Source organism: Hydrogenophaga borbori, from assembly GCF_003417535.1.
In the GTDB taxonomy this organism is placed as follows: Bacteria; Pseudomonadota; Gammaproteobacteria; order Burkholderiales; family Burkholderiaceae_C; genus Hydrogenophaga; species Hydrogenophaga borbori.
In genome coordinates, this window is sequence record NZ_QVLS01000017.1 from 61,466 (window position 1) to 83,993 (window position 22,528).

At 60.3% G+C, this 22,528-nt stretch carries 18 protein-coding genes; 3 read left to right on the forward strand and 15 right to left on the reverse strand.

Annotated features, from left to right (window positions below; genetic code table 11):
- The first annotated feature begins 8 nt into the window (after positions 1 to 8).
- The gene (locus tag DY262_RS20510; protein ID WP_116960926.1) at positions 9 to 956 is read left to right on the forward strand and encodes a LysR family transcriptional regulator; all 948 of its coding nucleotides are present in this window, start codon (positions 9 to 11) and stop codon (positions 954 to 956) included.
- A 244-nt stretch (positions 957 to 1,200) separates the two neighbouring features.
- Here the strand turns inward: DY262_RS20510 and DY262_RS20515 are convergent, their stop codons facing one another.
- From DY262_RS20515 to DY262_RS20585, 15 genes are all read right to left on the reverse strand, one after another.
- Entirely contained in the window at positions 1,201 to 2,439 is a 1,239-nt protein-coding gene (locus DY262_RS20515; RefSeq protein WP_116960927.1) for an MFS transporter, read from the reverse strand.
- Entirely contained in the window at positions 2,430 to 2,789 is a 360-nt protein-coding gene (locus DY262_RS20520; protein ID WP_116960928.1) for a Rieske 2Fe-2S domain-containing protein, read from the reverse strand. The genes DY262_RS20515 and DY262_RS20520 overlap by 10 nt, the downstream gene beginning before the upstream one ends.
- Before the next feature lie 9 nt (positions 2,790 to 2,798).
- Positions 2,799 to 3,830, reverse strand: coding sequence for a 2Fe-2S iron-sulfur cluster-binding protein (locus tag DY262_RS20525; protein ID WP_181936584.1), 1,032 nt, complete (start codon positions 3,828 to 3,830; stop codon positions 2,799 to 2,801).
- 33 nt (positions 3,831 to 3,863) lie between these two features.
- Positions 3,864 to 4,880: a 4-hydroxy-2-oxovalerate aldolase gene (gene dmpG / locus DY262_RS20530; protein ID WP_116960930.1), complete on the reverse strand. Its 1,017-nt coding sequence runs from the start codon at positions 4,878 to 4,880 to the stop codon at positions 3,864 to 3,866.
- Between the two features lie 10 nt (positions 4,881 to 4,890).
- Complete coding sequence (locus tag DY262_RS20535) at positions 4,891 to 5,781, reverse strand: acetaldehyde dehydrogenase (acetylating) (protein WP_116960931.1); 891 nt, start codon at positions 5,779 to 5,781, stop codon at positions 4,891 to 4,893.
- Positions 5,782 to 5,794: 13 nt separating this feature from the next.
- The gene (locus tag DY262_RS20540) at positions 5,795 to 7,021 is read right to left on the reverse strand and encodes a TRAP transporter large permease (RefSeq protein ID WP_425459307.1); all 1,227 of its coding nucleotides are present in this window, start codon (positions 7,019 to 7,021) and stop codon (positions 5,795 to 5,797) included.
- Between the two features lie 79 nt (positions 7,022 to 7,100).
- Positions 7,101 to 7,694, reverse strand: coding sequence for a TRAP transporter small permease (locus tag DY262_RS20545; RefSeq protein WP_116960933.1), 594 nt, complete (start codon positions 7,692 to 7,694; stop codon positions 7,101 to 7,103).
- A 5-nt stretch (positions 7,695 to 7,699) separates the two neighbouring features.
- On the reverse strand, positions 7,700 to 8,899 hold the full coding sequence (locus DY262_RS20550) for a TRAP transporter substrate-binding protein (protein ID WP_116960934.1): 1,200 nt from the start codon (positions 8,897 to 8,899) through the stop codon (positions 7,700 to 7,702).
- An 84-nt stretch (positions 8,900 to 8,983) separates the two neighbouring features.
- Complete coding sequence (locus DY262_RS20555; RefSeq protein WP_116960935.1) at positions 8,984 to 9,436, reverse strand: aromatic-ring-hydroxylating dioxygenase subunit beta; 453 nt, start codon at positions 9,434 to 9,436, stop codon at positions 8,984 to 8,986.
- Positions 9,437 to 9,450: 14 nt separating this feature from the next.
- Positions 9,451 to 10,671: an aromatic ring-hydroxylating oxygenase subunit alpha gene (locus tag DY262_RS20560; protein ID WP_116960936.1), complete on the reverse strand. Its 1,221-nt coding sequence runs from the start codon at positions 10,669 to 10,671 to the stop codon at positions 9,451 to 9,453.
- Positions 10,672 to 10,695: 24 nt separating this feature from the next.
- The gene (locus DY262_RS22240) at positions 10,696 to 11,604 is read right to left on the reverse strand and encodes an IclR family transcriptional regulator (RefSeq protein ID WP_116960937.1); all 909 of its coding nucleotides are present in this window, start codon (positions 11,602 to 11,604) and stop codon (positions 10,696 to 10,698) included.
- Between the two features lie 823 nt (positions 11,605 to 12,427).
- Complete coding sequence (locus tag DY262_RS20570) at positions 12,428 to 14,065, reverse strand: AAA family ATPase (protein WP_116960938.1); 1,638 nt, start codon at positions 14,063 to 14,065, stop codon at positions 12,428 to 12,430.
- 17 nt (positions 14,066 to 14,082) lie between these two features.
- Positions 14,083 to 16,158: a hypothetical protein gene (locus DY262_RS20575; protein ID WP_116960939.1), complete on the reverse strand. Its 2,076-nt coding sequence runs from the start codon at positions 16,156 to 16,158 to the stop codon at positions 14,083 to 14,085.
- Between the two features lie 222 nt (positions 16,159 to 16,380).
- Positions 16,381 to 17,880 (reverse strand): site-specific integrase, encoded by a 1,500-nt coding sequence (locus DY262_RS20580; RefSeq protein WP_245981141.1) that lies wholly within the window; start codon positions 17,878 to 17,880, stop codon positions 16,381 to 16,383.
- Between the two features lie 34 nt (positions 17,881 to 17,914).
- The gene (locus DY262_RS20585) at positions 17,915 to 18,175 is read right to left on the reverse strand and encodes a hypothetical protein (RefSeq protein WP_116960940.1); all 261 of its coding nucleotides are present in this window, start codon (positions 18,173 to 18,175) and stop codon (positions 17,915 to 17,917) included.
- Positions 18,176 to 18,326: 151 nt separating this feature from the next.
- Between DY262_RS20585 and DY262_RS20590 the strand changes: the two genes are divergently transcribed.
- Positions 18,327 to 18,542 carry a helix-turn-helix domain-containing protein gene (locus DY262_RS20590; protein ID WP_116960941.1) on the forward strand — a complete coding sequence of 72 codons (216 nt, stop codon included), beginning with the start codon at positions 18,327 to 18,329 and terminating at the stop codon, positions 18,540 to 18,542.
- 1,505 nt (positions 18,543 to 20,047) lie between these two features.
- Entirely contained in the window at positions 20,048 to 22,318 is a 2,271-nt protein-coding gene (locus DY262_RS21705; RefSeq protein WP_147326295.1) for a hypothetical protein, read from the forward strand.
- The last annotated feature ends 210 nt before the right edge of the window (positions 22,319 to 22,528 follow it).

Consider the following 22,528-nt stretch of genomic DNA (forward strand, 5'->3'; position numbering starts at 1 on the left):
GGGCTTGCATGGAACTGAAGTGGCTGGACGACTACCTTGCCTTGATAGAGACAGGCTCCTTCTCGGCAGCAGCCGAGAAGCGGCATGTCTCCCAACCCGCGTTTTCGAGGCGCATCCAGCAGCTGGAAGACTGGGCGGGGGTTTCGCTGATCGACCGCTCACGCAAGCCGTTGCGCTTCACGCCGTTGGCTGCAAAGCACGAGGCGGCCTTCCGTAGCCTCGCCACGCAGATCTACGAGTTTCAGGCCACGTTGCGCTCCGACGCCAATCAGACACCCGGTCTTGTGATGGCCGCCCAACACAGCCTGGCCGCCTGGTACCTGCCCACCTTTCTGGAAGAGCTTCGTTCCTTGATGCCCGACCAGCGCTTCAGGATCCGTTCCGAGAATCGTGACGAAAGCGTGGCGCTGCTGGCGCGTGGCCATGCCGACATCCTGCTGACCTACGAAACACGGCAGACCCAAAGCGACGTTCCGCCGCAGCTCGCCACATGCTGCCAACTGGGCGAGGACGCGCTGGTGCTGGTGGCCAGCGCCAGGCTGTGCAAATCGGAAGACTTCACGAACCCGAAGCGGCCCCTGCCGTTACTGTGCTTTCCCCCGGAGAGCTTCTTCGGGCAAGCCATCCGTACCCATGCACTGCCCGAATTGATGCACGCCCGGTTGATCACCATTCAGTGTGTGAGCGAATTCAGTCTGGGTCTTCGGGAAATGGCGCTGATTCATCAGGGCGCTGCGTGGCTGCCACGAAACCTGATCGCGCAAGACCTTCAGGAGGGGAAGCTGCGGGAGGTTCAATCGGTGGGCAGCGAGGTACCGCTAAAGATTGTGGCCTATTTTTCGAACCACAGCGGGCGAGCACTGCAAGGCCTGCTGGCGCAACTCCTTGCCCGGCGAGGCGCCCACAGTAAAGCAAACCCGCCCACGCAAGCAGAGGCCTCACTAGCACCGGAATGAACGCCCGCAGAGCAAGCAGAAAGGTCCAGAAGTGGCCCGGTGCCTTAGTAGTCGGGCAGATACGTCGCCGACATCGCGATCAACGCACACACGAGCGCTCCAAGCTCAACAGGCGCGATGCCTGCCAAACTGGCTTGGCACTGGGCGAACTTCTCTTCAACTCTCGAAAAGAGATAAGGACAATGGAAAAAACCGCCCTTCTCCGGGGAGTCCAGGCCGACGACGTTGAGCTACCGCGAAAGGGCTAAATGCTCCGCAGCCGTCGCGAGAGGTAAAGCAGCAGCAACGCCCCTACACAAGCGGCACCACCTGCCAAGCCGAATGAAGCGGCGTAGCCGCCGCTCATGTCGCGCACCAACCCTCCCGACCAGCTACCTATCCCTGCGGCCAGGAAGGCGAAGAAATAGATCTCGGCAATCCGGCGACCCGCCTCGGAAGCCGGAAACAACTCTCGCACCAATACCGCGTATGCGGGGACATAGCCACCGAATCCCAGGCCTATCAGGACGACCGCTGCGAAAGTCGACGCAGGGCCAGTGGAGCCGGCCAACAGGATCACACCGGTGAGGTGCAGCACAGACACTGCAACCAACATTCGGTAGTGACCGAACCGGTTGGAAAGCTGCCCCATTGACAGACGGGACAGCAACGTCACGCCCAGCATGACCGACACAAAGACAGCCGCCGTGGCGGGCGCAAGGCCGATCTCTTCGCCGAAGGCAGTCAAGTGGCCGATCGCAATGAAGGTTGCGAGGTTAAAGAGTGCCATGCACAGTCCCAGGAGTGCGAATCCCGCACGGTCGATTTTGACGACACCTTTTTCTGCGGTCCTGCCATGCGAGGCGGGTTGCGGCGGTGCCCGGCGGAATGCGAACGCACAGGCCAGGAGGATCACCCCAGCAACAATCCCATAGCCCTCGATGGCCTGGCGCCATCCGTACTGCTCCGCACTCCAGCGCAGCAGAGGCGGCAGTGTCAGCCCGCCGACACTCTGACCAGATGCGGCGATCGCAATCGACAGCGCCCGGTGTCGGTCAAACCATTGGCTCACTGCAGCCGCCAGAGGACTGAAGAAGGCGCCCTGCCCGATACCACCTACGAGCAGGCCATAGGCCAGATGAAGTGTCAGTAGGTTTTCAGCCCGTGCGGCGACCACCAAGCCTATCCCGGTGGCCAGCGCAGCCACCACCGCGATGCAGAAGAAGCCGAACCGATCCAACATGCGCCCGAGCAGCAGACTGCCCGCACCTGCACCGAACATCGCAGAGGTGTGGATCAGTGCGATCGTGCTGGCCCCTGCCTGCCAGTCACTCGAGAGCGGTTTGAGCAGAACCGGAATGCTGGTCACCGCACCGAAACTGATCGAAGCGATGACGAGCGTAACGAAGGCAACCCACCACCCATATGCACTCTGGATAGAGGGTTCCTCTACCGCCTTGACGGACAAACCAGGAAGCGGCTCTTCGCTACGTGTCAGCTGCACGAGGAGTCGCCGAAGCGCTTGAGTTTCTGGACATTGACAACGTACTTACCCGCCTCCAGACGAACTGGGGCGACCTGAAGCGGCATTTCTGCGAGCCCGACCGGTTCGCCACTGAGAAGGTTCCACTGCCAAAGGTGCTTGGAACATGTAAGAACGTTGCCGTCCACGATGCCGTGGGCGAGCCGCTCCTCCATGTGCGGACAGATCGCGGGGCACGCGACCACGCCGACTTCGGTGCGAACCAACAGGATCTGCTGGCCGCCCGAGTGGCATTCGAGCAACTCCTCGCCTTCGAACTCGTCGGCATCGCAGGCAACCTGCCAGTCCTCTTGTGTGCTATCTGGTTCCATGATTTGGGATTAGGAGAAACTGTCATATCGGATCTTGGTCGGACTCAGCTTTGCGCGTAGGAGCAACATGCGCATGCTGGCTTCGACCATGGGAGGCGGCCCGGCGACGAAGACGGCGCGTTTCTTCCACTCTTCGGTGCTCAGAAGCTCAGACGCCAGCTCGTGTACAAAACCACGTTCGTAGGTCAGCCCCGGAATCGCCTGAGGCAAGTCCGCGTCCGCCGGCTCATCTGATAGCGCCACCACGACGCGCAAGTTCTCAGAAGCACTTTTCGCTGCTTCGACCAGCCTCTCGATCACTTGCTGGGAACGCAGCGTCCGCAGGCCACACACCACGTCCAAGCGGTGCCGCGAAAGATGCCCTGTGGCTTTCGCCCAATCGAGCAGCGACAACGCGACGCCCGCGCCGGATCCACCGACAAGGACAGCCATGTCATGGTCCTGCGCGGGATGAACGTGCGCCGTTCCAAGCGGCCCGAAGACCGTAACCTGTGTGCCCACCTGCTGCTGCCCGCAGAGAAGTGGCGATACGCCTCCCCCTGGCTTCTCACGCACGAGCAGGGCGAGCTCGACAACGTCTGCGCCGTCATGAGCTGGCGAATACGCCCGGAAGCCCTCCACGCCTGGAATCGAAACGAGCACGAACTGGCCCGCCAGGAAGCGCATGGGCCTCTGCAACTTAAGCACGACCCAGGCGAGCCCATCCTCATCGCGGGCTACCGAGGACACGGAAGCTTGGTGCGTCATCGGGGTGTCCCGCTGATGCCTAGAGTCTCCCGCTCTTGCCTCCAGGACACAATTCCTCAGCGGCGTCGACTGGCAAAGCAGGATCTCCCCTTCCTTCTTCAGTGCACGACTGCCGGGAGCCTCTTTCCACAAGGTTTCGACCTCCCCCGACAGCAGCGTTGCCCTGCAGTTCCCACAGGTGCCAGTAGCACAACCGTAGGGCAGGTCGGCCCCGCCGCTCAACCCCGCGTACAGCAGCCGTTCACCCGAAACGCAGGTGAACAATTGCGAGCCGCTGTCGTTGCGAATCTCCACCGTGTGTCCCATCGCGGCCGTACCTCGGGGAAATCACGCGGCCTTGCGGATGCCGTGGGCGAGCCGCTGGGCTTCCTCGATCACCACGTCCTCCTGGGCCGCGACCACCTTGCGCTCGCCCAGACGCAGGACCAGCTTTCGTGGATCGCATCCGTAACGCTCCGCCGCGTGCTTGACCGGGTGGATGTAGCCGCCGTAAACGTTGGCATAACCCATGAGGATCGAATCATTGTCGATCACGGGCATCGGCTGCGGCGCCACCTGCTTGCTGAAGACGTCGGCCGCATCCATGATGCCGAAGATGTCGGCCCCGACCTCGTGACCGGCACGCTTTAGCGCAGTGATCGCCACCTCGGTCTGCGCGTTGCCAGCGCCACCGCCAAACCCTTTGAGGCTTCCATCGATGAAGCTGGCACCCTCCTCCACCGCGGCAAGAATGTTTCCGATGGCGAGGCCCAGGTTGTTGTGTGGGTGAAAGCCGATGGGAATCTTGACCGCGCCGCGCACGGCGCGCACCCGGGCAGCGACCTCGGTCGGCACCAGGTGGCCCTGCGACTCCGCAAGGTTCACGTAGTCGGCGCCGTAAGACTCAAGCTTGCGTGCCTCTTCGGCGAGTTGCTCAGGCGACGCCATCCCGGCGGAAATGAGGTAGCCGACTGTGAACATTCCCAGGTCTTTCGCCCGTCGAAGATGCTGCTCGGTGATATCGGCTTCGGTGCAATGAGTGGCTACGCGAGCGACCTTCACGCCAGCGTCTGCCGCCATTTCCAAGTCATTGAAGAGGCCGAAGCCCGGAACCAGCAGAATCGCGATCCTCGCCCTTTTCACCACTCGGCAGGCCGCACGAAGCAGCTCCTCGTCGCTCGCTGCTGCCCGGCCCACATGCAGGCTGCTGCCACCCAGGCCATCGCCGTGGCCAACTTCGATGATGTCGACGCCTGCCCGATCCAGTGCCGCCGCCGTCGCCGCGACGATCTCCGGCGTGAATTGGTGTCGATAGGTATGGTTGCCGTCGCGAAGCGTGACGTCAACAAATGTGATCTTGGCCAACTACATCTCCTCAGTTCAAAGTCGCCGCGAAGCGTTCCGCGACAGCTACGGCCGCCGCGTTGATGATGTCCAGGTTGCCGGCGTAGGCCGGCAGGAAGTCGCCAGCGCCTTCGACCTCAACGCCGATCATGAAGTGATCACCACGGCGGAAAGGTTCCACGGTGAGACGGTAGCCGGGCACATACTTCTGCACTGCCTTGACCATCTCCAACACGGAGTTCGTCACAGCCTGCTCGTCCACGTCACCGTCCACCATGGTGTAGACGGTGTTACGCATCATGAGCGGCGGATCGGCAGGATTGACCACGACCAGGGCCTTGCCCCTACCTGCTCCACCCACTTCAGCAAGCGCCTTCTGCGTGGTCAGGGTGAACTCCTCGATGTTCTGCCGGGTCCCCGGTCCGATGCTTCGGCTCGAAACTGTGGCGACGATCTCAGCGTACTTCACGTTCGCAACGCGGTTGACGCCGTGCACGATCGGAATGGTGGCCTGCGCTGCGCACGAGATCAGGTTGACGTTGTGCGCGTCGAAGCGGCTGTCCCCGTTGACGCAGGGGACCACACTTGGCCCGACTTTGGCGGGTGTCAAGTCGATCGCGAAGATGCCCGCCTCCTTGTACCGCGGTGCATTGGCGATATGCGCTCGCGCTGAAGTGGCTTCGAAGACAATCTGCACACCCTCCTCTTCGAAGATCGCCTCGACACCATCCGTAGACGTCCGGCAGCCGAGTTCACGGGCTCGCGCAAGGCCTTCGGATTCAGGATCGATGCCAGCCAGCAGGCGCAGGTCGAACGCCTTGTTACGGCAGATCTTGTACATCAGGTCGGTGCCGATGTTGCCCGAGCCCAGGATGGCGACGGGAATGCGTTGGCGAACATTGCGCGTTTGACTTTCACTCATTGGTTACTCCAATTCAACGGTTCGGCAGGAAAGACAGCGTGAGTGCCGGAAAGGACACAATGGCAGCCCAGGCGATCAGCAGCGGCACCAGGAAGATCAAGATGCGTTTGACAAGCTGACCGTAAGGAATGCCCATAGTGGCTGACGTGACGAAGAGATTGAGACCGTACGGTGGCGTGATGAAACCAATGGAAGTGCCGACGACAAACGCAACGCCCCATTGAATCGGGTCCATGCCCAAGCTCAGAGCGACAGGACCGAGAATCGGCGCCAGGATCAGGACAACTGCGACGGACTCCGTAATGCACCCAACCACCAACACGATTGCCATCATGGCGACCATGGTCATGGCCGGCCCATGGCTCGCGGCCAGCCCTGAGAGGAGTTCCTGCACGGCACTCTGGATCTCGAGTACCGAGAGGATCTGCTGGAACTGCAGCGAGAAGGCCACCATAGGCGCGATGATTCCTGTGACGGCGGCACTGGCCTGCAGAATTCTCGGAATGTTGCGCCAGCCGATCTTGCGCGTCACGAACAGGCCCACCAGCAGGCAGTAGATGGTGGCTACCCCCGCCGCCTCGGTGGAGCTGAACCAGCCTAGATACAGTCCGAAGAAGAGCAGCGCGACGGCCACCAAGCCTAGCGAAGCGCCTGCCGCTTCGCGGCCGATGTTGCGCAACAAGGTCAGGGGCACGAAGCGGTCTGCGAGTTCATTTCGGCGTGTGAGCCATACGCAGAAAACCATCATGAGTACCATCATGAGAACACCGGGGAGCAAGCCCCCAAGGTTGAGATCAACCGGCGATACGCCCATGGTGATGCCATAGATGATGAAGATGGTGCTTGGCGGGATGACCACGCCCAGGGTCCCGCCGGCTGCCACGATCGCCCCCGCCAGACCAGGCGCGACACCAGCCTTCTTCATCTCCGGCCCAACCAGTTGACCCATGGTTGCGGCTGTGGCCGCATTGGATCCGCTCACCGCGGCAAACATGCCGCTGGCAAGTACGGCAGTGGCAGCGGTGCGCCCTGGCAGGAACGCAACCAAGCTTTTGGACAATCCGACAAGGCGCTGCGAAAGACCGCCCGCGGTTAGGAAATCACCAGTGCAGATGAATAGCGGGACCGCTAGGAACGCGAAGCTTTTCAGTGAGTCGAGTGCCGAGAGCCCCATGTTGGTTAGCGGGAAGTCGATCACCCAGTAGGATGTTGCAGCAACCCAAAGCGCAATTAGCAACACTATTGGCGTTCCCAGTGCGAACATCAGGACCGCGGCGAGCGAGATTAGGGTGAGAGTCATGGTTTTGTCCTGCCAAGTCCTACAGGTTCAAAAAGCCACCACGCTCAGCCTTGAGTCGGTCCCATGCGAATAGGACCATGGCTGCTCGCTGGAGGATGCGAACCATCGAGAAAGCCCAGCCAACCGGTACAGCGAGGCTTGCCACCGCGAGCGGAATCGGCGTGCCAAATACCGTCTGCCCCATATTGATCTGATTCTCAACCACACCCCATGAGGTCACGATAATGATCACCCCGATTGCGACCCAGAGCGCGCAGTCGATGAGCTCGAGCGCCCGCTGCCCGTTCTTCGGCAAGCGTTGCCGAAGCTCTGAGAATGACAGGTGTGTCCCATATCGCCCATGCTTGGCCATGGAAAACCAGGAGAGCCAAACGAATGCATAGAGCGCGATCTCCGGGCCCCATACCTCTTGTGCGCCAATGAGCGCACGCCGCAATGTCTCGACGCCGACAATGACGATCAGTGTCGCGTAGCTCACTAGGATGACTCCACTCTCCGCTTGCCCGAGCACGCGATCGATTCGTGAAATCACGCCTGCCAAGCCCCTTCCCTCTTGCTGACCTTCGGCCGGAGGAGCCACTGTCGTCGCGGCGGCTTCTGCAATGGGCGCCATGGGAGTCAAACCCACCACTTGTTCGGCTGAAGGGGCTTGCCAGCAAGTTTTGCTGCTGATTCCTTCATCGCGCCGTAGACATCAAGACCAGCAATTTGATCCAACTTTTTGCGCGTGGCGTCGTAGATCTGCGGGTTCTTGTCGACGCTTCCGATGGCACGAAACTCCTCGCGCTGTGCCTCCGTTAGCCGGGAATGCTTGATGTTGCTCTTGGCATAGACAGTATCCGCTGATGGATTCGCGCCATTACCCACCAGCTTGTTCTGCGCTTCCGTGACACCGTCGTAAGCGGTTCGCATGGTCTCGTGCGCCGCCTCCATGAACACGGTCTTGATCTTGTCTGGAAACTTGTCGAACGTGCTGGCGGAGATAAACACCATCTCGAAACCTGGAGAAAACTCCACCCCGACGTCCTGCGCCAGGACGCTCTGCATGCCGAAACCCACCGCCGCGCCAGGCCATGTCTCCGCCGCATCCACAACCCCGGACTTCAAGCCCTCGAGGAGCTCTGTCCACGCCAAGGGGATAGGATTCATCTTCATGCTCTGCGCGAAGCCCGAGATCATCTCGCTGTTGGTGATGCGGATCTTGGCGCCCTGCAACGCGGCGGGGCTGACGATGTTTGGCTTGCCCGAGTACTTCAATCCCATCATCACGTTACGCATCTCTCCGCTTCCATACAGCGGGACGACGTTGTAGGCCTTGCGGAGAACGTCGCGGTAGAGTCGATTCGACTCCTTGCTGAACAGGAAGTTGAGGTACTCCGTACGGTCGCGCCACAGGAAGGGCCAGTCGAGTGCGATTGAGTACGGCATCACTGAACCGAGGTTCTGCGGCGATGAAGACCCGATGTGCAGGACGTTGTTGATCACGCGTTCGCCGCAGGTGGTCTCGGCGCATCCCTGCGACTTGTCAATGACTTGGATAGCCACCTCGCCGTTCGACTTCTCCTCCACGAGCTTGACGAAGTCATAAACACCAGTGCGTAGATAGGCCTCGTTGGTCGGCGAAATTACGCTTGCACCAAAGCGCAATCGATACTTGGCCTTTTCTTGCGCATTGGCCTCCTTCATTACGAAGTTCGAAAGGCCCGGCACAATTCCGCCGGTCACACCCGCGGCAGTTGCAAACAGGGCGGCCTTCAGTCCGAAGCGTCGAGCGATGTTGACCTGATCAGCTCTGGAAAGGGGTTGGGTCTGGCGCATGCTTGTCTCCTAAGAACGTTGGTGTGATGATTCGCACGCGCACACGAACGCGCGCGGGGAGGAAGAGGCGGAACGGGGGCTTCCCTAGACAGGCACGTGCACGCCCGGTCCGAGGTTTCGGGTTTCTAAGCGGACGACACGCTCGAGAATGCGGGGTGTATCTCCTGCAGTGTCGATAAGGTCCTCGTATTGCCCTGCAGCGAAGAGCTTGGAGTTGCCTTCCATATCGGTATGCACGAGCAGAACGCTAGAGTGCGCACGGGCATGGCGGTCATCATCCCTATCGACGGAGTAGACGCTTACATGACGCTTGAATCGCCCTGTCATACGAACATGCTTTGGCAGCATGGCGAAGAGGTCCTGCATCCCCTTTCGATCGTGCTCGAGCCAGACCATCTCCTGACCGAGCTCCGGGCTATAACTACGAATCGAGTATCTAAAATCGTCGCCGCACTGGCGCATGAACCCCTTGAAGTCCTCGGCGTCCAGCTTGATTGCGGCACCATAGATCATTCGTGCAATTGCTTCACTGTTCATTTGGTCTTCATCTCTCAGGCGCGGCGCGCCACAGGCACTGCTTGTCCTTCGCGTGCGCCCAACGGGTTTGATGCTTCGCGCTCCATATAGCGACCCCAGGTTCGGTAGTACGCGCGCATGATTTCATCGTCCTGCGACTTCAATTCTTCGTGTCGGGCGATGATTCCGAAACGCGCACCACCGTGCCGGTTCGCTCGCTCTACCGCTTCTACGAAGATCACGTCTTCGGCCAGGTTGCGTCCGAAGGGGCCCCAGAACTGGTTGTGGTGGTGCTGGCGGTGCGCCCTGTCTTGTGCCGACTCGCCCTTTACACCCAGTCCACGCTGTTCGAGAAGAGTGATGCCGGGGGCAATTGGGATACTGGTGTCGATTCGGATCGTTGTCGCTCGGACGATCACGGTGGTGTTCGGGAACAGGTCTACCACGCGGAACTCTCCAGGTGACAGACCCGGGAGCGTCAGGTTCTCGCGCTGATCCCAGCCTTTGTAGTTGCTGTACTGCACCTTTAGCGGCTCCAGAGAGCCATGGCCGCTGGGATGGATCTTCCACTTGCGATCGTGGTAACCCGGAACCGCCACACTGGTCGTGCGGTTTACTACGTGGCCCCACTCGTGGTAAAGCTCCATATTGGTCTCGTGCCACTGCTTCCAGTTGGCATGCATAAGCACGCGGTGAAAATGGAAGACCTCCATTGGTTGGGTACCCATCGGCTCCAATAGGTCGTCCATGGCATTGCCAACGTGGGTGTCGAAATCCTCGGCCTGGTCATCCATGTTGATGAACACCATCCCGAGCTTGATTTCCGTACGAACTTTTCGCAGCCCGCAATCGTCCTTGGTCAAGCCGCACTGCTTGTAGCCTTCTTCGCGAGTGATCTCGATACAGCGCCCACCCGTGTCGTACGACCAGAGATGGAAGAAGCAGGTGAAGTGCTTCGTATTGCCTCGCGGCTCATTCACCAGCTTCGCGCCACGATGCGAACATGCGTTGACGAAGGTGCGCACCGTGCCGTCCGGTCCGCGCACCACGACTAGCGGGATACCAACATGCTCCACAGATCTGAAGTCTCCCGGGTTGGGTAACTCGCTCTCGTGGCAGATGAACTTCCAAGTGCGCGCGAAGATCTTTTCGCGCTCTTCGTCAAATATCTCCTGGCTCGTATATACCTGCGAGTCGATGTAGTGGTCCGCAGGCAGCTGGGGGGGACTGGTCCACTGAACGGCGTTGCGTGTCATATCGTGCTTTCTAACGAGAAGGGGTTAAGCCAGAGTGGCGGAGCCTCGTCGGATACCTCGCGCCGTCCACTGGCGAAATACCTGCATCGTCGGCGCTCCGTTCATAAGCAGCGTGGTCGCGGCACGAAGTTGCTCTGAAACCTTCGGCTCGGCTTCAGGGCCCAGAGAGCTGCTTGCTGCGGAGATGACAAGGCAGCCAATCGGTTGCGCATCGCGCTGAAAGGCCAGCGGGACGCCTAGCGCGACTAAGCTCTCGTAAGCATCCTCACGCGCAACCGCATACCCCCTCTGGCGCACCAGCTTCAGGTCGCCCTCGAGCTCTTCTGGTGACGTGATGGTCTTAGCTGTATGCGCCGGGTAGGGCCCTGGGCCCAACAACTCCGCTCTTTCGGCTTCTTGCATCCATGCCAACAACAGCTTTCCCGAAGCCGAACCGTGCAGCGGGCTCTTCAGCCACGTGTCGTAGTACGGCGACAGCGGATGACTACCGCGCACGAAGTCGACTACCAGACGTTCCTGGCCGAGGAAAAGCACGAACGCACAGGTCTCTCCGATCTGCGACTGGAGGAACTCCAAGACAGGCAAGGCTTCGCGACGAAGCTGCGTTAATGGGTGGAAGAGCGAAAGGGGCGACAGAGTGCGAGGGCCCGGCAGGTAGCGTTTGAGAGCGTCGTCTCGTACGGCATGGCCGCTCTCGATCAGCGTTTGGAGCAGTCGATGCGCAGTACTGGCGTCAAGGCCCGTCTCTGCAGCGATGTCGGAAAGCGAGAGCCAACCGGGCGCTTGAGTGAGGACGTCCAGGATCTGGAGCCCCCGAGACAGTGACCCAACTGCAGCGCCCTCTTCTCGATCCGATCGCCCGCCCTGTCTCTTTCGCTCTGATCCACCTGATTTCTCGATGTCTTGCACAAAAAGCCTCGCTTCACTATTCATTGCGTCCAATGTACGTTCGCGTTTCGATATGTGCAAGCTTATTTTCGATATATCACCTAAGGATTTTACTTAGTAGAAAAGATTTATTATTTTGGTTGCTGTGAAGGCCGGTACGGTATGTCGCTCGCTCGGCTTGAAGCGCTGTCTGGGGCGATGCAGCACGAGCAAACAGGAGTGCAGGGCTTCTCAGACACGAGCGAACAAGCTGATCGAGCCCATCGTTTCTCAAGAGCTTTGGGAAAGGGGGCAGCGCAGCCTGTGCTCGCGGGGACGGCTGCATCGGGACAAGGAACAACTTCTGCTGGTTCTGCGTAAGAAGCTGGCCATCTAGCGCGCGCGCAGCGCGAGTGCACGCGGGTCAAGTAAAGAAAGAGCGGGGACCGGCTGCAACGCGACATCAGCAAGCTGCTGACCAGGGCCGGTGTCCCCTACCAAATTTACCCGCGCAGTCGGATCCTGGTCCTTGGCGACTCGCTGCGCCTTCGACTCCAGTTGATATGGCACAGAACGATTCGGGGTGAGCACCGATGGCATTTGCTGAAGAACCGGCGTCCACCCGCAGACGCCATGCTTTCGGTGCAGACGGACGAAGGGCTGGTAGCCAACGCCTTCGTCTTGCTGCGTCCGTCCGCGTTCCGGAGTACGACGCCTTGGTTCACTAGAGAGCTTCCAGACTAGTTGCACCCAATCAGGACTCCCGGTGATCTCGTGTGCGCACTAACAGAACTGGTATCTGAAGCATCGCGCTGATCGCTGTGGATTCAACTTGGTAGGGCTCGCCCCCAGTTATGTATTCTCGCGTTCCAGAGCGGATGTCGTCAGATCAATGAATAGACGCCTTGCCACTGTTGTTGCCGCCACGGCCTGTCTCATCAGATTCAGCTAGCACCGCCGCAGGCAGGTGCTCTAGTCGCACCGCGGTGTATCCCTTGGCGGCCGCCCTGCCCGCCGCCATCACTGTGACCTGAAAAATCTCCCGCGCACTGAGGTGCGCCAGCGCTACCACGATTCGCCGATCCGGCTCTCCTATCCCGAACCCCGCCGCCGTCAGCGCGTTCTTCACCACGCTTCGTGCGAGCTGAATCGCCTGCTCCGCATCTGGCGGCATGATGAAGAACTCCCTGAAACGCGATCGCAATGTGGCCGGCACCCACCAGGGATAGTTGGCCGTGGCGATCCAGGCGATCTGGCTCGCATCGAGCTCCAGATCCAGACTGATGTCCCGCACCTGGGCTGCCGAGACCGGCTCCAGCAGCGAGTGCAGCACCCCGGTCGGCGATGAGAACCCGCCCGAGGTCTTGCCCATGGTCTGCGCCTTGTCCAACTCGTCCAGGATCACGAGTGGGTTGGCGTACTCACCCAGGCCCAGCAGATCGAAGACCAGCCCATAGCGCGAGTTGCCCCAGACAGCGTCCGAGCCAAGCAGCGCCCCGGAGGTTTCAGCCTGATCCATCGGGTGGCGGCGCACCGGCACCCCGAGCACCTTGGCCAGGGATTCGCAGAAGTGGGTCTTGCCGACACCGGGCGGGCCATAGAGCAGCAAGGGCGGCAAGCGCACCGGTGGCTTCACCTGGTCTGCCGTCTCGGGATGTGCGCCGCCCCTGGTGCTCGCGCCCTTCCCTGCCCTGACCTTCTTCCCCTTCGCCGGCACTTTGTCGGTCTCGGCGTTCCCGGCCCCGAAGCGCATCTTCTGCAGCGCCACGTGGTTCGCCACGAACTGGATGACTTCACCGAAGTGCGGGTGATCCTCCTGCAGCGCCAGGATCGCCTCCACCGATTCCGGCGTTCCAATCCTCCGCCAGGGGCCTTTGGCCTTGAGCAGGTAGCCCAGCGGCTCGTTCCGCTTCCTCGCGTCCGAGTCCACGCTCTGCGCCGAGGCCGCCACGCGCTGCACGTCCTCTTCCCGGTACACCTGAAGGCGCTGGGTCGGGGGCAATTTCTCGATCTGGGCCCGAAGCTCACTTTGATCCGGGTTCACACCCATGCGCCGCAGTTCGGCCTCCAGCTTCTCCCGGGCTTGCTGCTCCTCTCGCTCAGCCGCCTTGGCAGCAAGCGCCTGTCGCTCTCGCTCTCGCTCTTGTTCTCGCGCTCTCTCTCGTTGCGCCGGATCATCCTGCTGACCCACATGCTTGCCGTGTTCGTCGGTCTCGGGCGAGTCAGCGGCCTCCTTCCCCAGGCGCTGCTTGAGCTTCTTGAACTGCTCGGCCACGCCAGGAGGCAGCAGGAGCTCGTGCTCGTAGTTGTCGGCGAAGTGGGGTAGGCCCACGAAGTTGCCATCCTGCAGCAGCCGCGAGCGGCCTTGCGCAGGAGGTGCGGTGAAGCTGGGCGGTCGGCGCCTGGCCTGCGGGGCCAGCACCCAACCCGGCTTGGGGCGCAAGTACGGGCTCACCGCGTCAACCATGGACACGCCTGGTCCGATCGGGTCGGGGGTCTCGGGATCGGTCTTCTTGGGATCGGTCATGTCTGCTCTCCCCGGCCTCACTTCAACGCGCGCAGCTTGTTGTAGTGGCTGATGCGGATCTGCTCGATCGAGGGTGGCACGCCCCTCCCCCCGAAACGCCGACCCACCTGCCCTTTCTCGATGAAGGAGAGGGCCACCTCGGCCTCCGGGCGCTTGCGTACCAGGTGCGCTGCCAGGCGCTGCAGCACCAGCACGGCTTTGGGGCCGGAGTACATCAAGGCGTAGACCTGCCGGTTGTGGCCGATGCGGCGCTTCACCTCATGAATCGGCCCTGGCACGCCCACGCACACCCGGAAGTGCTTCAGGGTCTGCAGGCAGTTCTGCGTCACTTGAACCACCAGGCGGTAGGTGCTGACGCGGTTCGGGTACGTCTGCTTCACGATGGCCACGCACCCGTCGCCGTCGAGCATGCCGGCCGCCCAGGCCAGGCTCGGGCGGGGCCAGGGGATGGAGCGGTTCTCATAGGCACGGCGCTCGTGGTCGGGAATGCGCACTGGCGTCGAGGCCCGGGCCAAGCCGGAGAACATGGCCAGGGACGACAGCCGCACGGAATCGTCGACGTCGCTGTCGTCGATCTCGGGCATCTCGGTGAGCGGGCCTTCGTCCAGGTCGAGCGCGAGCTGGTCTTCGTCGGTGTCTGCGTCGGTCTGTTCGCTGGCGCCTTCGGCATCGGCCTGGGCACAAGATTCAGCCGATTCGACCGGCGCATCCGGCACCCTCACCAGCGCCGCCGTGACCAGCGTCGGCACGGGCTCCAGCGGCAGCGGCTGCTGGGTTTCGCCATCTACATCGCGCAGCCGGGCATACGCTTCGCGGCGCGCAAGCCGCATGGCATCGCCGAAGGTCTGTGCCATGAGCGCAAACCTCGGGTTCACTGGGTTCTTGCCAAGCGGGCCGTATTTGCTGCCGATGCGGTACTGCTGGTGCACGGCATCGGAGAGAAGCAACTGCAGCCAGACGCCATCGTTGACTGCTTGTTTCATGCCACCTTGGCCATCGACCTCATCGCTCTTGGGCTCAAGGTTGATGAAGCGTGTGAGCAGCCCACGCAGCGTGAGTTGGGTCAGCGGGTGCGCGGGGCGCTCGGCCTCGCGTTCTCGGACCAGGGCCTCGCTGGACGAATAGCCACCGCCGGACACCAGGTCTGGTGCAGCGTGCAACGCTCCCAGTTCGGCGATCAGGCAGGCCAGGCGAACCAGCGAGGTTTCGTCGCGGGTCAGTTCAGGGGAGTTGACTTGCTCGGCCGCAACCACACCGAGGGCCAGCGGGTGAACCACGCTGCGCGCTCGCACCTCGGGCAACAGGGCCACGAGCGCCTGCTCGATGTCGGCCCGAGCAATCGCGGACATGAAGAACGCCTGGTGAGCGGGCTTCAGACTCAGGATGGCGTGACTCAGGTCGGCGGTGATGCCCTCGGACAAGCCCAGGTGGTCGAGCAGCCAGGGGCCCGAGCCGCGGCCAGAGCGCGGCTGATCGATACCCGTGACCAGCAGCGCATCACCCGGCACACCAGGCACGCGGGTCTTGATGGCGCGGATCCAGCGTACGCAGGGAGAGGAGACCTGGGCGATGCCGGCCTGCTCCGAGGGCGTGGGCAGCACCAGCGTCTGATCACCGCTACCGAGCAGGGCAATCGAGACACTGCCCTCGCGGCGCGGGCAGATCTGGCCCTGCTGGTTCATGTACGGGCCCACGGGACCGAACGGGAAAGCCGCGCTCAGCAGCGTGTTCACGCGAAACACCGAGCCGGGCTCGGCGAGTTCACCCAGCACGTTGGGCATCTCCTCGCCGGGGGAGACGGCGTAAGGCGCAAAGCCACCGGTGTCCGCGCCAGTGTTCGCGTCGGAAAGAGACGAGTTCTCCGGATGGGCCTTGTCGTTGGCCGCCTGCTTGTTCAGGCGCGCCGAGAGCTGGCTGCGCACGTCCTTCTCGAACTCGCCCATGTTCTTGGAGAGTTCCTTCAGGATGGTCGGCATGCCCAGGGCGTGTGCCACCGGATCGGTGTGCGGCTGGATATGGCCGGTGATGCCGTGGGCTGCTTGGTCAACGGCCGGGTTGTTGATCTGGGCGCTGGTCTTGAGATTCGAGTTCATAGTCTTGGTCCTTGGTGATGAAGGGATAAGTCGGGTGTCGGGTGTCGGGTTCGGAGATCGGGCTGTTCCGGGCGGCGGTTTCGACGTGTTCTTGTTGTCTTGGGGCTGTTTCAGGCAAGGCTTCGCCCCACCGGTGCAGCGGACACATCGGTCCGGCCGGTCAACCAGTCAGCTGGTAAGGGCTCTTGGGTCGAGAAAAGCGCCTGGGCGCTCAGCGCTGCGCTATGAGCCGTGCCTCAGGAACGGCGGCAGCGGGGGTGGCCTGAGCAAGGCGGCAAGCTCCGCATCGCCCGGATCGGTGACGGTTCGATTCCGGCCTTCGGCACCCGATGCAGCTTTGCGGCGTCGCGGCGCAGGCAGCACCTCGAAGGCTTGCGCCTCGTTGGCTGCCGGTGCCGAGCTGGCTTGCCCGCCCTGAAGCGGCGCGCCAGGCTGAGACAGGAGAGCCGCCGGATCGAGCGCATCGTTGGCCGCGGTCTCGGCCGATGCAGCATGCGCCCCTGCCTGATGGGCCGCTGGCAACATGGCCGCCTCTTCCGGCAGGCGCACCACCAGACCCTGCACCGGGGCGACAGAGATGTGTTGCTTCAAGAGCCGCTCCATCGCCGAGCCGTCACGGCGAGTCAAGTTGGGCACGTAGCGGCTGTACACCCGAAACAGCATCTCGGTGCTGGTGTGGCCGAGCTGGCGCGCGATCCACTCCGGCGCTTCGCCCGCGGCGAGCCACAGGGTGGCAGCCGTGTGCCGCATCTGGTACGCCCTGCGGTGAGGGATATTGAGGTGGCGCAACAGCGGTGACCAGACCCGATTCAGAAAATTCTGGTTGTCGATCGGCTCACCCTTGCGGTTGCAGAAGACGAACTCGGAGAGTCTTCCGGTGACCTTGAACTGCGCCTGTAGAGCGTCGAACACCAGGTCCGTCATCTGGATGTCGCGTACGCTGCCATCGGTCTTGAGCTCATCCTCCTCCTTCATCACGATGGCCTCGCGAACCAGGATCAGGCGACGCTCGAAGTCGATGTACTTCCACTTCAGGCCGTGCACTTCCCCCGTACGCATGCCGGTGAAGAAGCGCACGGTGAAGTAGTTGCGGAAGTCGGCCCGCACGGTCGTGAGGATCTGCTGGACCTCCTCGAGCGTGAAGGGCATGACGTCGCTTCGCTTCATCTTCAGCGGCTTGATGTTGCGAAACGCGGACGTAAACTCCAGCCGGTCGGCCGCCTCGTTGAGGATCTGGCGCAGCGGCTTCATCACGGAGTTGATGCGACGGTTGGACAGCGTGGAGAGGCTTTTTCGGGCGGGTACTTTGGCGAGTGATGCCCGAAAAGCCAGAACGTCTGCCTTGGTGATGTGGCCGACCTCTTTGTCCCCGAAATACGGGATCAGGTACTGGTCTAGCGATCCCCGCTGCGTCACGCGGTAGCTGCGGCGCCAGGACACTTCACACTCGGCGAACCACATGTCGGCGAAGTCCTTGAACAGGGGGGTGCCAGAGCGCGTGGTGGGCTGAGTGAGTTCAGCGTCTTTGCTCGAAGCTTCGGAGTCCGTCTGGCCAGACTTGGCTGGAAGTGGCTTTCCGAAGGTCTTCTCGTAGTCGAACGTGCCGAGGGCGATTTCGCCTTCGATGCGCTCAAGGGCCTTTTGTAGGCGCTTGCGGTTGGGCTCCGTATCCGGCAGCGCGGTCTGCTCGCGCAGGCGTTGGCCGAGGTACTTGAAGTCCAAGAACAGGAGCCCAGACTCGGGGCGGCGGCGAATACTACCCACGGAGCGCACCTCCGTTGGTCATCGGGATGCCGGAACTCATCACCTGCGAGTGGCGGGCCATGTCCTCTTGGATGTGCTCCCAGATATAGAGGGTCTTGCGGCCGCCAAAGGGACGGATGTAGTGCCGGCCTTCGATGAGCACGCTGTCCTTCAGCCGATCGCGGATCGTTCGGCTGTCGTACTTGATCAGCGCAGACAACTCATCGGTCGTCAGGTAGGTTTGGTGCGGCCCAGCCGCGATAGGGACTTGCATGGTTGGCTCTCCTTTCTTGAGCAGTTACACTGGGAGACCAGTTTGCAAAGCATCAGGTGTTTTTGATCTCCTGTAGGTCACTATATCCCACACTTTGACCCAGAACAACACTTTTTGATCTTCTACAGATCATTTTCTGACGAACGGCATCATGATCCGCTGTCACTTCGCCCGCTTGATGGGGGAGCGCAAGCTCAAGATCGCGGACGTCGCACGCGATACGGGGATCAATCGGGGGACGCTGACCAGGCTGTACTACGAGACAGCGGAGCGGATCGAACTGGAGGTACTCGATCAGCTATGCGAGTACTTTCAGATTGACATCAGCGATCTGCTTGAACGAGTCAACTCTGGCGAAGGTCCTTGAAGGGACGTACTAAGCGATGCATCCCCGCACTGGTAGTGCATCGCATTGCTCTGAGATTGAAGAAGAGGCCAACTCACGGTCGGCTTGAGATCGCCAGTACGCGTGCTCAGAACGACAGCCACGGAACACAGTGATTCAGCCTACAAGCCGTGCCGTGACTGGGGATGCAAGCAAGTTGAGGCATATTGCCTACCCTTGTGAACTCGTATCCGACCTGAATACGAGTTGGTGCCACTTGACCTCGTACGAGTGGCGGTCACTGCGATTTGCTGTGACCTTGCGAGGTGAACTACGTACAGGGAAAAATCTGCGATGAACGATAGCGGCTTGAAATGGCTTGACCCCGACGACATCACAACCATAGTCCCAGACGCAGCTGGGATATCGCTTAGTGCATTAGAGCCATTCACCTCAAGGCTGTTTAGCGATTCTTTGGTTGCTCAACGACTCATCACGGTAGGCGAGCTAAAAATTTCTGAGGAGTCTGCCCTGCCAGGCAGTCCAAGCACGGGCTGGGGGCACTCAGTGGCTTCGATTGTTGCCGTCTTACTGTCGGGCAGCCTTGCCAACAACACGCCGCAAGAGCGACGCACGATCCGACGGTCTCAAGAGCAACTACTTAGAGCTCAGGACGCTTGGCCGGACTTGGCATCCACTTCAGACAGAGCCTTTTTAGTTTGCGCAGACCACCTTCCCTCTGAATATGGCCTGCCGAGACAGCTCTATCCTTCCGAGGGCCCCGATGTACTACTAAGTCAGTCTGGCTTTGCCCAACTCGTTGATCGCCTTATCGATGTAGTAAGTCCAGTGCCAAGTTCAGTTTGGATGTCAGCCAGAGTGGGGCTGCGTGAAGCACTAGTGACAATTCTTGCGGAGACATTCAAGAATACTCATGACCATGCTCGTCGCGATATCGACAATTCGGACATAGCACCGTCAGTGCGGGGGATCTTCGCGCGATATTGCAGCCTTCAGCAGATCCAAAAACTCTTGGTCGCGGAAAGACGGGGCACTCTGACGCCTGCGCAAGACTTCGCAAGCGGATTCTTCCCGCGGAAGGTACCCGAGGGTGTGAGACCGCCCAATGCCCCGAAAGCAGACGGGATACTGGAGTTGAGTGTCTTCGACTCGGGCCCGGGAATGGCTGCCAACTGGCTCGGACGCAGTGTCAATGGCGTTCCAGTGAACGAGCAGCTCGATGCTGTGTTGTCATGCTTCGCGAAAGGGCAGAGTTCCACAGACACTCTAGGGCGCGGATATGGTCTTGCAAAGGTCCTGCTTCGACTAAGAGAACTGCGCGGATTCATTGGTGTCCGGACTAATCAGATTCATATCTATCGACAGTTCGGTTCGAGAATAGAGTTAGCACATCGCGAGTTGTCCGACGGTACCAGAGTGCCCAAGGAGATTCTGTTCGACTGGAACAGGCCCTTCACGCAATCAGCAACTCAACAAACTGCCGTCAAGGGAACGGTAGTGACGTTCCTCCTCCCCATGGGGGGCGAATGAAAGCCTGGCTATTCAACGCCTATCAGACGAGAGACTGTGGAGTGGTCCGCCAGATCCTCAGCATCTTCCTCGCAGAGCACACTCTTGACGGAGATGCACTCGAGAATGATCTCGTCAGCGAGCTGGAGAAGCTTGGGCCGATACATGCGATTCACTTTGTCGGCTTCCCCGATTCAGTTGGCAACCTAAGGAAGTTGCTAGCGCAGCCTGCCAGTTTGTTGATGGACAGGCTCTACAGTGTCGTCGGCAACTCAGGAGATAGTCTGACGTTTGTGTCGATTGACCCAGCGACTGGCGAACACACCTGCAATGCCATTCAAGGGGGTACACATAGCGGGTCGGGCCTGCTCGACATAGAACGACAGCATAGTTTGCTGGAGGTCTTCTGCCGCGCTGGTGGGGAAGAGCGCGCTCCGACCGGGACACACTACTCAAAGACCTCTGAGAGGCATAGCGATAGATTTCTGCGTGTGGCAAACGTCCTTGAGGATAGTCGCCACGTCAAGTTGCTTGCTTTCTGGCTGGTCCCTTACATTTGGAAGGCCAAAGCTCAGCATGTCGTAGTAGACACCTCTGGCATCTACTCTGTTGCCTTAACGGCCCTGAGTGAGATCATGAGACTCGGCGGGCTCCCCGCCTACCCTGCGGTTTGGTCGCACAGATCCCATGAAGGCGTCAACCAAGTGACCGCGGAAGTCGCCGGCAAAGCACTTTTCCTCGTTTCCGCGTCAACGTCGAACGGCTTAGTTCGGCGATTGATGGAGCGAGGAGCCACTCCGAGCAAGTTAATTACGCTGTTCTCGTTATGCCAAGACCCATGCGATGAGCATATTGTTCTCTGTAACTTGAACGGCCTCAATGGAGACGGCCTAGAGTTCATAGAGAACCAGGACAGTAGCAATTGCAGGTGGTGCAAGCAGCACTTTCATGTCATAGGCATCCGCGGCGATCAGTTCAGTGTGTCTCCGCCGCGTGTAACTTCGGTCGAAATCGTTGCAACAGATCTTCCATCTTCGGCCAAGAGCACACTGTCTTCGCTAACAGGGCTCGGGGTCTTCTACGCTTACAGACGCATCGATAACGGTCGACTGTGCTCTCTCGGGGCAGACGTCACCCCGTTGTTATCGGGAAAGCCGCCCGAAAAGTCCAAGGCCCTTGTTGACAAAGTGCGGAGCAAATGGGCTGCAATGACTCGTCGAAGCCAAACAATTTCCTTGCGCCGGATTGTTGCAGCAGCCTATCCAGGCTCTGCTTCTCTATCAGAAGAGTTGCTTGAGTCAACTCAGGGGAAGTTGACCGATCACATGCAGGTTCAGATTGTTTCCTCCTCCAAGCTTAGACACGAAGCCCCAACTCCAGGTACGTCCACTGTAGTTGTCTCCGCATGCGTGGACGAGATTCAAGAACTGCTAAGTATTTCTAGGAATCTCAGAGACATTCAGGATGGAGGTACAACTACTTACCTCGCAGTGCTTCAAATGCTCGCTCCCAAGAAGGTTGCAGAGCGACTCAAGTCAAACCTCACCTACGGTGCGCTTGGGGCTGACACGTTTAGCTCGTTTAGCGCTTTAGATCTAGAGGTCCACTGCTACGAGGACGAGCCCAGTTGGGCCACCGAGCTTACTGTCCTGAGAAGGATGATCTCTTGGGCCGACAACAAGGGGATTGACGTACCGGTCGAGGTCGAACTGCGTGTTCAAAGACTGACAAGAGCAGTGGCCACTGGTCTTTCTAGGGACCTGTACTGGCCAGATATGAACGGCAATCCGTTAGGACTTCGTTCAGATTTCGCCCTGCTCAGCGGGGCACTGCAGACGCCGGTCGCGACACAAGCAGACTTGTTCGCGGCAATATGCACGCTACTCACGAGACTGCGCGGGCATACTGACGGCAGCAAGCGCCTTGCCAACAATTCATACGAACGCAGCGTATTGTCCCCGTTGAACTTTTCTCGCTTCAACGACGGGGTACTTCAGGCAAGTTTTCTGCGTGCATGCAGAAGCAAGGAACTCGCATATGGCGCCTGCGATGAAGAAACTAGTCGGCAGATGCTAGGTGTTCTATTGGATGCACTTCCAAATGCGACCCGCCCGGAGAAGTCCGAGGCGCTTATCGAGTTCTTGCTTGCCTTGCTCACTCAAAGAATGACTCTGCAGAACAACGATCTCCGCGAGTTCATAACGAGCGTCGTAAACTCGACCGAGAGCACTTGGCCAGTAGCATGGCTCTTTGCGCGATTCATCCAAGATGAGCTGAAGGCTGGCTAGTTGTACACCCCTTCACGGCGTGACCAAGCGCTCAACGAACACAAGCATGTCGCGCTTCACAGCCTCAACCTCCGCTGCAGAGAAATGAATGAATTCACCGAGCGTGAGCTCCTTTTTGGGGTCTCCTCGTTTTCAGTGCAATAAGTGACGGTACGAAAAGCTAGCACTGGCGCGGAGGTGGTGTTGGTAGATCGTTGATTTCATTGACTT